The following is an 11,900-nucleotide window of genomic DNA, read 5'->3' as shown; positions in this document are numbered from 1 at the left end:
ATGGAGCGGGATCCAATCTTGCGCATTTTGTTGGTGATTGCCCTGCCAGATGATCAAGAGCGCCTTGCCTTGGCCCAGGAAGTTCAGCATCTCAAGCAGGAGTTGGAAAAAGATCCGGTGGTGCCTGATGTAGGGGGCGATCGCCCTCCTGTTCAATTAACCATCTTGGAGCAACCGGATCGCGAGCAACTCACCCAAGCCTTAGAGCAAGGACAATATGATGTGCTGCACTATTCGGGGCATAGTGATCTGGGCGAGATGGGCGGAGATTTGTATCTCGTTAATCGTCATACAGGGCTAACGGAGCCGCTGAGTGGTCAAGATTTAGCGGGGTTGTTGGTCAATAATGGCATTCGCCTTGTGGTGCTCAATTCCTGCCGAGGAGCCTACAGCGCTTCCGCTAATGCTCAGGGCGAAATGGGAGCCAATAATCTAGCGGCAGCGATCGTTCGCCGTGGGGTGCCGGCTGTACTGGCTATGGCTGAATGTATCCCTGATAATGTGGCGCTCACGCTCACCCAGTTGTTCTACCGCAACCTCCGGCAAGGGTATCCCATTGACTTGAGTTTGAATCGAGCCAGGCAGGCTTTGATGTCGGTGTATACATCCCACTACTTGTATTGGGCGTTACCGGTTTTATACCTGCACCCTGATTCAGATGGCTACCTGGTATGGAACGATCGCCTGCAGATTGAGCAACCGGGAGATTGGTTGGGCGATGACGGAGGACTATTGCCAGATTGGTCGGATACTCTAGAGCCGCTGTCTGCCACTGAGCCAACTCCGTTGCCGATCGTCAGGGACGAGACCCAGACTTCTAATGGGGCTGATCATCGAGAACCAGTAGATCAAGAGAAAGATAGGCATGAGATGGCTGCTGTTTGGGAGCAAGAGCCTGATTTGCTGGATGAGTTGCCTAATGAAGATGATGCTTTGGTGGTGTCTGACTTAATTCGGCAGCTTTCCGACTCACCCACCCCATCGATCGCCTCCCGGCAAGATGATCAACAGCATGATTTAGCCACATCTGAGCAATTGCTTCCTGAGCAGCAGGCGACGGTTGAGAGACCATCTGAGAGCAAGGTGCCGCTAGCGTCGCGGGAGACGGTGAGTGTATCGCCGTCGGTGCCAAGTATCTCACCTTGGGTGGGGTTGCAACGGGCCAACTGGCGCTGGCGGGTGATTGCCGGGGGTGTAGTTGTGCTGCTGGTGCTGGGCGTGCTGCAGTGGCAGCGATCGCCTCAAGATGTGCCTGCCGTTGTGCCTGGAGATGAGCCGAATGCCCTCAATGGTGAGGATTTGCCCGCAGATGATGCTCTGAATCAAGAGACCCGAGAGGCGATCGCAGCTCTTCAGCAGGGAGAGATCGATCAGGCGAATCAGTTCATTACCCAACTCTTAGATGAAGGCAATATAACTGCTGCTGCCTCTGCCTTAGAGTCAGCATCTGTAGACGATCTCAACGATCCAACCGTGAGCTTTTTACGCGGGCGACTGGCTTGGCAAGCGGCCAAGGAGGATCCCAACTTTAATCCTAGTGATGCTATTTTGCTATGGCAAACGGCGGCTCAGGGGAGTCCTGACTCTGTGCTTTACGGTAATGCTTTGGGTTTTGCCTACGCGGAGGGGGGGCAATGGGAACAGGCACTCCAGGTTTGGCAAGAGACGTTAGATCGCCAGGGGGCCGAGCCGGTTATTGTTGTTGAGCCGGATGGCTGGGTTGAGATTTTAGAAGTGCCATCCTTACAAGGACTGGCAGGGAATCGGGATCGACTGACCACCTATGCTGGACTAGCGATCGCCCTCTATGAGTTGGCGGAGCAAGGCCAACTAGCAGAGCCAGATCGCGCTGTGGAGGTGGCGATCGCTCTCCGGGAACAGATTTTGGAACAAAGCCCGGCTGAGTTTCAACTGACCAGCTTAGAATCTGATTGGCTATGGACGCCTGCGATGATGGAACGTTGGCAGCAGCTTAGAGTTTAGATGGATAGGGGCCTACCGACGCTTGCCACTCCGGGAAATCATCATAGACCCTAGGACTGAAGTGAAGGCGATCGCGCCTAGGGCCCAAAAGGGAGATGTAGAGCCATGATCAGGAACCGCCGTAGCGGGTGGTGCAAGATCTGCATCATCACGGGAAGGGGAAGGAGGAAGCGTGGTAAATAATGGATTGGACAGCAGGGCTAGAGCAATGGAGGATAGTATAACCGTTACAACCCAAGCAGATCCCCACAACACCCATGGATGTTGAATGGATGTTGATACCATTTGCCTGAGCCAAGAAGATGAAGATGGCGGCGGGTTGCTGCCATGGGTGAGGAAGGGAGTCTCTACTTCATGGATGGGAGGAATCGGGCGAGACGGGGGACGGCGTTTCATGGTTCATGTTAATACGCTGGAGCTGCTAGCCAGGAGATTAACAGACCAAGCAAGGAGCCGACTAGAACCTCTAGAGGGGTATGACCGAGAATTTCCTTGAGGCGATCCTCATTAAATTCGGTGCGATCGCTGAAGAGTTCGTCAATCATTTGGTTAATGAGTCGAGCCTGTTTGCCTGCTGCCTGCCGCACTCCCATTGCGTCATATAACACGATGATAGCGAACACAGAGGCGATCGCAAATTCTACCGTTTGCCAGCCCATACTTTGCCCCACCCCCGCAGCCAGAGCGGTAACCAAGGCCGAATGGGAGCTAGGCATTCCTCCCGACTCAACCACGGCTCGTACGTTGAACTTTCCATGCTGAATGAGCTCAATAAACGGCTTGATCACTTGGGCTGTAATGCAGGCCAGGAGTGCCACAATTAGAATGCGGTTATCTAGAATCGCACTAATGTCTTGCATCAATTTTCCTCATGGATAGTTAGGGACGCAGTAGGGGGTAGGAACTGGAGCAAGACAGCACTCATGGATTCGTTCGTTACTGCGGAACACTTAGTTACTACGGGACACAATGTAGTCGGCTAGAGAGAGGAGGGGTGCTGCCGCAGGGCCAAAGGAGGTTAGATTAGCCTTGGCTGCGTCGATTAACTGTTGAGCCTGGTGGCGAGACTCATCGAGTCCCCAGAGACTGGGATAGGTTGCCTTTTGAGCCAGCAGATCTTTACCGGCTGTTTTTCCCAGCTCCTCTTGGGTAGCGGTAATATCCAAAATATCATCGACAATTTGGAAAGCTAAGCCAATGTTTTGCGCATAGTCTGACAGGCATTGCAGTTGATGGTCGGACGCTCCTCCCAGGACGGCACCACAGACAACGGATGCTTCCAAGAGGGCACCGGTTTTGTGGCGATGGATAAACGTCAAGGTTTCTACCGAGACATCGGGTTTGCCTTCACACTCTAAATCTACCACCTGACCTCCCACGAGCCCGGCAGCACCCACAGCGCGACCGAGCCGAGCAATCACCTGCAACACCTGCTCTGCAGGCACTCCTTGTGTTTGGGTGGCGATAAACTCGAAGGCATAGGCAAGCAGCCCATCACCAGCGAGGATAGCAATATCTTCACCATAGACCTTATGGTTGGTCAGCTTGCCGCGTCGATAGTCGTCATTATCCATGGCTGGGAGGTCGTCATGGATGAGAGACATGGTGTGGATCATTTCCATGGCGCAGGCGCTGGGCATGGCCATGGTGGTTGTCCCGCCTATGAGGTTACAGGCAGACAAGCAGAGAATTGGCCGCAGACGTTTTCCTCCCGCTAGGAGTGAATAACGCATCGCGTCATAGATTTTCTCAGGATAAACAACGGCGATCGCCTCTTCTAGGGCCGTTTCTACAACCTGCTTCTGCTCCTCTAGATAGTGCTTGAGGTTGAAGGCGACGGATGGAGGGTTGTTGGTGGACACTATCCCGAAACTCCTTGGGGTAAAACGTTGAGCGGTGTGTGGACAACTGTAAAGGAAACTGGACTCGCGAAAGGGGGAAGCCTTATGGCTGGAACCGTTGCTGATAGCTCCAGACAGTATTTTGCAGCAGCATGGCGACGGTCATGGGGCCAATGCCACCGGGGACTGGGGTGATCCAGCTAGCGATGTCCTGTATGGCATCAAACTGGACATCGCCCACGAGGCGGCTTTTTCCTTGGGCATCCTCTAGGCGGTTAATGCCCACATCAATCACCACCGCCCCCGGTTTGACCATGTCTGGAGTGACCAACTCAGGACGGCCGACGGCTGCCACCAGGATATCGGCTTGGCGGGCGATCGCCCCTAGGTCGGGCGTGCGAGAGTGGGCGATGGTTACCGTGCCGTGCTCAGCTAGGAGCATCAGGGCCAGGGGTTTCCCGACCAAAATGCTGCGTCCTAGAACCACAGCTTGTTTGCCAGCGACGGGGATCTGATAGTGGTGTAGCAATCGCATGACGCCAGCAGGAGTACAGCTTTGTAGCCCTGGTTCCCCCCGTAGTAGGCGACCCATGTTCATGGGATGTAACCCATCAGCATCTTTATCAGGATGAATTTCATTGAGCAGCGCTACACTATCGAGGTGCTCGGGTAGTGGTAGCTGTACTAAGATGCCATCGACGCGGTCATCTGCATTGAGAGCATGGATGGCGTGAGTCAGCTCAGCCTGCGTTGTATTGTTGGGAAAGTGCTGACCAAACGAGGTAATGCCGACGCGATCGCAGGCCCGTTCCTTGCCCTGCACATAGGCGGCACTAGCCGGGTTGTCGCCCACCATCAGCACAGCTAGACCGGGCGATCGCCCAATGGATGGGGCAAGGGTGGCGACTGTGTCTTTGAGCTCCTGCTGTATGCTTTGAGCAAGGGCTTTACCATCGAGTAATCCAGCCATGGTAGAAGATAGACGTCAAGATAGGATGGAGAAACAACGAACCGCACCGCCAAGTTATGGTTAGAGTGGTGCATCATGTCCCCTTAGTTTCTCAGATTTGGTTCACCCTGGGGCCGTTCAGAGGATAAATTGCTGGATGGATGGGGCAAAGTGTTGCTAACTAGCTATCTGGAGCAACGTGAGTTTGACGGAGATGGTCAGCCTTTTCGTTTGTCCTAATCGACTCGAAGAATAGGACATGGGCCTTGACAAGCTCGGGGTGAGCACTGTCAACCCTATGACTAACCTGAGTTCGGGATAAGCTGAAAGCCTCATTCTCTCGTGGGCTGAGATCTTGATGCTTTCATGCAACCAGCTAAAAAATTTCCTTAACCCGAACTGACGTTATGACTATGGCTAAAACTACGGCTTAGGATGAATAACCATCAAGAACGCCATGGCGTAAGACTACGGCAGCAAGGGGTCGAGGTAGGTTCCGTCATGATCCGAATAGGTCATCATCATGAGTAGGCAACGGTGGATGAAATGGGGGGTAGGGGCGATCGCAGCCATGACGCTGGGCTGCGGTAATCCACTGGCACTGTTGCCGGGAATGAACCTAACAATGACCATTGAATCTATTCCTGCGGACGCGGCCAGTCAAGGGCGCATCGTTATTGTGCGTGGCACCGTGCGCGATCGCGTGCCGTTGCTGGGAGCCCAAGTCTACCAACTGCAGGATAGAACAGGAGATATTTGGGTACTGTCATCCGATGCCACGATTCAAACCGGCGAGCAGCTCAAGATTCGAGGCAGTGTGGAACACCAGCCCATTTCAGCCGTAGATGGTGATCAGAGCCAGGTTTATATCCAAGAATTAGAGCAACTAGAGCGATCGCCTCAGTAGCAATGCCGGTGCATCCTCAGATCACCCCTAGATTGCTCGACCGTTAGCCCCGTAGGTCAGGGTTGAGTCGTTTGCTGACCCAACTGATGATCCCGCTCAGGAGTGCGCCGATCATCAAAATACCGATGGCTGGGGTAAAGAGCGGTTCCCATAGGCGATACCAAAGGTCTAGACCTAGGGAAGCCCCAAATCCTTTCCCAATCACCGCGATCGCCAGCCAGGCAAAGCTGAATAACACGAGGAATAGATTGGCCATAAGGGCCAGGTTAATCCAGCCAACAATTCGATCTTTCATCACAGAGTTTAATGACAACGAAGGACGTCTGAATACACCACCGCTCTAGTGTTAATTCTTAACAAAGCGATCGCCCCTTCGTAAATTAGATGGTAAGCATTCTTAATAGTGATTGGATCTGGATGGCGGCTGAGAACCCCTAAACCGCCCTACGAATCCTCCAGATTTCCCTGGGCTAGGCTGAACCCGACCTATGGGATGAGATATAGGGTAGCGAGATGACGTGCTCTAGAGTGAGAGACCCTGGCTCATGCTGTCTTCTCTCTCCAATCATCTCTCTCAAAAAACATGGCTGTATCTTAGGAAGATCACAGCCACATCTGTAGAGACAGAACAATTAAAAAAATTGTCAAGGAATCTAGTTTCCTACTTGCTCGTCTATGAATTGCTGCAAATTATCTGGGTCTACATAGTGGCATGTGGCATCATCAACACAAATTAATGCCCAACCTGAGTCATCAATACCCATGAGTTTGTAAGACCCATCTTGAATGAAAAAACCGCGATGATTACGAGTGTCAGGCTTGATACCAACAACTTCAGTGTTCGTAAACATAGAACCAACTCCCTATTTAAAAACTGACGATCAATACTTAAAGCAGTAAACGATGAGCAATGCTAATCCTTCACTTCACCGAATCTTATCATTAGAATCTTGGAGAATTTATTAAATTAAGTTGAGCGTTCTTGATGTTTTTGTTATTAAAGCGTAATAAACGCCTCAAGAATGGATGAAAAGTAGGGTTCAGGCGGATATATATGAGTTTATGACTTGGATTAGATTTGTAATTCTTAATGTAAGACACTCATGTATGAGAGATAACCGCAGGTGTAGCTGAATCATGGCATCAGGTCATGATTGAGGTTTTGGCCCACCGGAATGCGTTGTTTCTATGGAATGATGGTGTTCCTCATACCGGTGGTGCTCAACGTTTCAGTCTAGCTGCCGAAAATCCAGTGATAGACCCGCTGGGCCTCTTCCCAGTCTGGTTTGCGGTTCAAGCCATCGGCAAAGTTTTTCTCAACTTCTTCCTTGAGTTCGGGGACAGCCATCACCAATTGGGTGGCAACTTCAATATGTTGCCGCACGCCTTTTTGCCCTTTTTCTAGCATGGCGATTGATAAATTGACCCGGGCTTGAGGATCTTGAGGGTTGAGCTTGACGGCCTTCTGTGCTGCCTTGATGGCAGAGTTGGGTTTGTCTTCTAGCAAGTAGAGCCAAGAGAGGCAGGTCCAAGCTGAACTACTTTTGCTGGCGCGATCGCATACTTCTTTGAAAACGGGAATCAAATCGGCTGGAGATTCTCCAGCGTGATACCGCTCTAGTCCTTGGTCAAACAGGGTATCAACGTTTAGGGTTTCAACGTTTTCCATCATGGTTTTGCATACTCTACATTGGTTTTTATCATAGTCTCAGGGGGAGCCCCATGCCTTTCTGCGGCTGGAAAGCTGAGATATATAACTAGGGGCAGCTTGGTTGAGGTATGGCCTGAACGTTCCAACCTTGGGACGCTGCTGGGATGTCTTGATGTTCTAACCCATAGAGCTAGGGCCATAGCTTGTTGATGGCCTGGTTGTCTGATAGAAAAAGCCGCTATGAAAAGCGGCTTAGAGGCATGACATGACGAGTGCGAGCGATCGCCCCCCGCATGAAGGAAGGCGACCTAGGAAAAGGATTTTCCGCAGCCACAGGTTTGGGACGCATTGGGATTCGTGAACTGAAAACCACCGCCGATCAGCGCATTGTTGTAATCCAGCATCAACCCGTATAGGTACAGCATACTTTTAGGGTCGCAGACAACCTGAAAGCCGTCGTAGTCAAATACTTCGTCGGTTTCTTGAATATTTTCAAGGCTCTCAAAGTCCATGGTGTAGGACATGCCTGAGCAACCACCCTGACGCACCCCAACTCGCAAACAAAGGTCTTCACCCTGTTGCTCACGGAGAGCCCGAACATGGGCTAGGGCAGCATCTGAGATCATGATGCCTCGTTTAGCAGACTGAGTTGCTTGTGTCATGGGATTTTAACGACTCCTTTGAAATAGTGGTGGCTGGCAGATGGACTCGATCGGCGAGGGCGGCAGCCCATGGTGGCTCGTCCTACCATCCTGCCTTAGCAGTTGAGAGAGGTATGAGATTGAAGATTGTGAAGGGTTTACGATGTCCTCAAGTCTAGAGAACCGTCGCTTCTTCTAGCATAGGGCCGTGCAGCCTTTTGGCAAGCTGCAAGAACAATACTAGAATGCCAAAGAATTGTTTCGCGGTAGTTTCATCCCTACTGTTCACCGCTGCAATTCACTATTCTGATGGTAGCGGATTCAATGAAGTCCTGTCTTTACGCAAATCGAATGACTAGGGTCGCGATCGCTCTATTGCTTTCACCCGACCGGCTGTAAAATCAACGCCTGTAAGAATCACGTCAAGATAATCGCAGGGAGTAGTGGCAGTTGTCATAGGTCACGTAGGGCGGCTCAGAACCATGGGTTCGCGCTATAAGAAAACTATTGTTCACAGCCAATCTGACAAACGCTGCCTTGAAAGCTTAGACGTTGTCTTTGTACGCACTACTTATTGGTTCTATGACTGCTCTGAATCGTTCAACCCGTCGCCGACTCCAGAAATTGCCTCAGTCCTCGAGTGTTTGGGAGGGCGATCGCTGTGCTCTCGGCAGTCGAGCATCTATTGCAGATATGGGTGCAAACTCTAAAGGCGATGAATGTATTTTGTGGGTCGATGGTACCGATGCAGTGGTGCGGTCGATGGAGCTGGTGTCTGGCGATGCGGGGCCTGAGGTGATTGTGCGTGGGTTGCTGCGATCGATGGAATCACCCCATAGCCCCGCCCGCCCCAGCAGACCTAAAAAGATTGTAGTGCGCAATCGTGAAATTCAGTTTTATCTGCGTGGTGTTTTGCAGGATCTCGACATCGTTGTTGACTATGTGCCTGAGCTACCGCTGATCGATGAAATCTTTCGCGGCTTATACGACTTTGTGTCCAACCGTGTGCCCCAGTTGCCTGAGGCCTATGCTCAATCTCTTCTTGAGGTTGCGCAGGGACTTTGGCAGGATGCGCCGTGGCAACGCTTGGATGAAGAAAAGATTTTAGAAATTGTGGTCAACCAGGGGGAAGTCACAACCCTCTATGCCTCTATTTTGGGCATGGAAGAGATGGAGTATGGGATTTTAATGTACCGCTCCCTCGATTCTCTGAAGGCCTTTCGCCAGCAGGTGATGACCCTATCCGATGAGTCTCCCCAGCTTTTGGAGGAGGCTTTTTTGTCTCAAGACTGCCTATTTCTCACCTACGATGTGCTTGAGGAGGATGACCTTGAGATCGTTCTAGACCCCAAGGCAGAGGATGATGGAGGCACGGTTGAGCCTCATTTTGGCAACCTCCATCCCTTGGAGGGAATGCGTCCGGTTTTGTATGACGAGGAAGCGGTAACGGTGCTGTTGGCGCTATCTGCCCTGCGCCGATTCTTTCGCAACCATCTCGCGAGCCTCGCCATCGATCAGTTTCCCAAGAAAACGGGTCGCTATCGGATTCCTAGTCCCACGGAGGAATCTGAAAAGGTGTTGGTGCAGGTTTCAACCTTGCCAGATGTGGCAGATGACCTAGCGGCCATGGCAGAGGCGCTGGTTCCGGAGGATGATATAGATTCCCTACCGTTCTTGAGCAGCGATCTCATGCCCGAGGATGCCTTTTATAGCTTGGGAGCCATGCCCTGGGAGGTTGTGGCTATGGTGCGGAAGCTGGCCCGCACCTACCAGGCAGCGGCAGACGCAATTCCTGAAGCGGCAGATGGGTTACCGATTGTGTTGATTCAAACGTCTCGACCCAAAGCGATCGCCATGATTGAAGCGTTGCAGGCTGGGGGCGGGCTGCAGGGGATTGGGTTTAGTCTTGGGGAAGATCCTTTTGTGGGCGCGCGCTATGACTTGGGTATCTTGCAAACGGTTAATGGCGAAAACCATCTCTTTGGCGAGTTTGTTGAAGATGACCCGGTGCATATTCAGGCGCGGAAAAAATGGGATCGGCGCTGTCAACAGACCCATGGTGTGTGCGGGTTGGTGATTGCTAGGGGCCTTAAGGGGGCATCTCGCGGCTCGCCGACCATGAATGACATGATGGCCCTATTTGAGGTGCGATCGCTGTCCAAGCAAGATTTAGGGCTAGGTACGCTGCAACTCATGCCTAGATTTGATCTTTGATCCAGCGAGAGATAGACAGTTCTTAAACCTAAAAACTGTTAACGACCGTAACAAGAAGCCTGAAGAACTGTTACAGATCCCTACGAAGGTGAACAGTGGGTAAAACATGAGTGATAGCATTCCTTAAAAATGCTCAGAGTAAAAACTCATGACGGAAACGCTTACTGGACAAACTCCTATTTTCGGTGGCAGCACAGGCGGTCTGCTCACCAAAGCTGAAGTTGAGGAAAAGTACGCTATCACCTGGACCAGTTCTAAAGAACAAGTGTTCGAAATGCCGACCGGTGGAGCCGCCATCATGAAAGAGGGCGAAAATCTGCTCTACTTAGCTCGCAAAGAGCAATGCCTGGCGCTGGGTACACAGCTTCGCACTAAGTTTAAGCCCAAAATCGAAGACTATAAAATCTATCGCGTTTACCCGAATGGGGAGACTCAATATCTCCATCCCGCGGATGGTGTGTTCCCTGAGAAGGTGAATGCTGGTCGGGAATTCAATGGCAAGGTTGATCGCAATATCGGCAGCAACCCTGAGCCTGCCACGATCAAATTTAGCGGTCGTCAACCTTTTGACGCATAAGCTGGGATGCCATTGGGCTGCGCCTAGTGTTTGATCTGTAATCTAGCGTTCATAATACTGAGTTGGAGGCAATGGTTATAGTTGCCTCCAATTTTTTGGTCTAAGGGCTTCTCTAACGACAGCCTGAAGACAAGTAGATCATCGTTTGCCGGCTCGGTGAACCTTGAACCAAGCGGCATGATAGATTTTTAGGACGCGATCGCCAACGAGAAGCACAGCATGATTTTTCCGACGTTTGAAGACTTTTCAGCCTTGGCCCAAGATGGAAATTTTGTTCCGGTCTATCAAGAATGGGTGGCCGATCTCGATACGCCCGTGTCGGCCTGGTATAAGGTCTGTGCAGGGCAGCCCTATAGCTTCTTGCTGGAGTCGATTGAGGGGGGCGAAACCATTGGCCGCTATAGCCTACTGGGATGCGACCCTGTATGGGTGCTAGAGGCAAGGGGCGATCGCACCATCCAAACCCATCGCAGTGGCGAAACTCAGATCTTCGAGGGCGATCCCTTCACGGCCCTGTCAGATTGTCTGTCTCCTTATAAGCCCGTCACCCTGCCCCAACTGCCGCCCGGCATTGGTGGACTCTTTGGGTTTTGGGGCTATGAACTGATTCATTGGATTGAGCCACGGGTGCCGGTGCATCCGCTCACGGATGATGACTTGCCCGATGGTCTCTGGATGCAGATTGACCATTTGCTGATTTTTGACCAAGTGCAGCGCAAGATCTGGGCGATCGCCTATGCGGATTTACGCGATCCAGACACCGATCTGCGCCAAGCCTATGATCAAGCCTGTGCCTGCGTGAATCGCTTGGTGAGCAAGCTGCAACTGCCGTTGACCAATCAAGACACGGTGCTGGAATGGACGCCGCCGTCGGATGCGTCTCGGGCTCCCCTCAACTACACCAGCAACACCGAGCCGGAGCACTATTGCCGCAATGTGGAAACGGCCAAGGCCCACATTCGCGATGGCGATATTTTCCAAGTCGTCATCTCCCAGCGGTTGACGGCCCAGTACACCGGCGATCCCTTTGCGCTATCCCGTTCCCTGCGCTTGATTAATCCATCGCCCTACATGGCCTACTTCCAGTTTGGCGATTGGCAAATTATTGGTTCCAGTCCAGAGGTGATGGTCAAGGCC

The 11,900-nt window shown here is 51.9% G+C and carries 14 protein-coding genes; 5 read left to right on the top strand and 9 right to left on the bottom strand.

All coding sequences use genetic code 11. The annotated features are described in order from the left end of the window. Positions 1-1,983 (top strand): CHAT domain-containing protein (locus V6D20_12670; GenBank protein ID HEY9816634.1); only part of this gene is annotated, 1,983 nt, incomplete at its 5' end. Between the two features lie 12 nt (positions 1,984-1,995). On the opposite strand, the gene V6D20_12665 is transcribed toward V6D20_12670, so the two are convergent. The 5 genes from V6D20_12665 to V6D20_12645 form a co-directional block, all read right to left on the bottom strand. Further along, a complete protein-coding gene (locus tag V6D20_12665; protein HEY9816633.1) occupies positions 1,996-2,379 on the bottom strand; it encodes a hypothetical protein in 384 nt (127 codons plus the stop codon). 8 nt (positions 2,380-2,387) lie between these two features. Further along, positions 2,388-2,843, bottom strand: coding sequence for a divergent PAP2 family protein (locus V6D20_12660; GenBank protein HEY9816632.1), 456 nt, complete (start codon positions 2,841-2,843; stop codon positions 2,388-2,390). Positions 2,844-2,933: 90 nt separating this feature from the next. Beyond that, on the bottom strand, positions 2,934-3,845 hold the full coding sequence (locus V6D20_12655; protein HEY9816631.1) for a farnesyl diphosphate synthase: 912 nt from the start codon (positions 3,843-3,845) through the stop codon (positions 2,934-2,936). Positions 3,846-3,927: 82 nt separating this feature from the next. Next, the gene (folD, locus tag V6D20_12650; GenBank protein ID HEY9816630.1) at positions 3,928-4,794 is read right to left on the bottom strand and encodes a bifunctional methylenetetrahydrofolate dehydrogenase/methenyltetrahydrofolate cyclohydrolase FolD; all 867 of its coding nucleotides are present in this window, start codon (positions 4,792-4,794) and stop codon (positions 3,928-3,930) included. 447 nt (positions 4,795-5,241) lie between these two features. Continuing rightward, positions 5,242-5,406, bottom strand: a complete 165-nt coding sequence (locus tag V6D20_12645) for a hypothetical protein (GenBank protein HEY9816629.1) — start codon at positions 5,404-5,406, stop codon at positions 5,242-5,244. Between V6D20_12645 and V6D20_12640 the strand changes: the two genes are divergently transcribed. Next, complete coding sequence (locus V6D20_12640) at positions 5,399-5,680, top strand: hypothetical protein (GenBank protein ID HEY9816628.1); 282 nt, start codon at positions 5,399-5,401, stop codon at positions 5,678-5,680. The two genes, V6D20_12645 and V6D20_12640, sit on opposite strands and share 8 nt — an antisense overlap. Before the next feature lie 43 nt (positions 5,681-5,723). Here the strand turns inward: V6D20_12640 and V6D20_12635 are convergent, their stop codons facing one another. From V6D20_12635 to V6D20_12620, 4 genes are all read right to left on the bottom strand, one after another. Continuing rightward, positions 5,724-5,975, bottom strand: coding sequence for a hypothetical protein (locus tag V6D20_12635; protein HEY9816627.1), 252 nt, complete (start codon positions 5,973-5,975; stop codon positions 5,724-5,726). 358 nt (positions 5,976-6,333) lie between these two features. After that, the gene (locus tag V6D20_12630) at positions 6,334-6,531 is read right to left on the bottom strand and encodes a hypothetical protein (GenBank protein ID HEY9816626.1); all 198 of its coding nucleotides are present in this window, start codon (positions 6,529-6,531) and stop codon (positions 6,334-6,336) included. A gap of 383 nt (positions 6,532-6,914) precedes the next feature. Next, entirely contained in the window at positions 6,915-7,352 is a 438-nt protein-coding gene (locus V6D20_12625; protein ID HEY9816625.1) for a hypothetical protein, read from the bottom strand. 287 nt (positions 7,353-7,639) lie between these two features. Next, complete coding sequence (locus V6D20_12620) at positions 7,640-7,993, bottom strand: iron-sulfur cluster assembly accessory protein (protein HEY9816624.1); 354 nt, start codon at positions 7,991-7,993, stop codon at positions 7,640-7,642. A 561-nt stretch (positions 7,994-8,554) separates the two neighbouring features. Here V6D20_12620 and V6D20_12615 point away from each other — a divergent pair. From V6D20_12615 to V6D20_12605, 3 genes are all read left to right on the top strand, one after another. After that, entirely contained in the window at positions 8,555-10,186 is a 1,632-nt protein-coding gene (locus tag V6D20_12615; protein ID HEY9816623.1) for a hypothetical protein, read from the top strand. Between the two features lie 148 nt (positions 10,187-10,334). Beyond that, positions 10,335-10,763 carry a photosystem I reaction center subunit II PsaD gene (locus V6D20_12610; GenBank protein HEY9816622.1) on the top strand — a complete coding sequence of 143 codons (429 nt, stop codon included), beginning with the start codon at positions 10,335-10,337 and terminating at the stop codon, positions 10,761-10,763. 219 nt (positions 10,764-10,982) lie between these two features. Beyond that, positions 10,983-11,900: chorismate-binding protein (locus V6D20_12605; protein HEY9816621.1), on the top strand; the 918-nt coding region annotated here is incomplete at its 3' end.

It is taken from the genome of Candidatus Obscuribacterales bacterium, from assembly GCA_036703605.1.
Taxonomy (GTDB): domain Bacteria; phylum Cyanobacteriota; class Cyanobacteriia; order RECH01; family RECH01; genus RECH01.
This window is presented reverse-complemented; position numbering and strand designations above follow the sequence as displayed.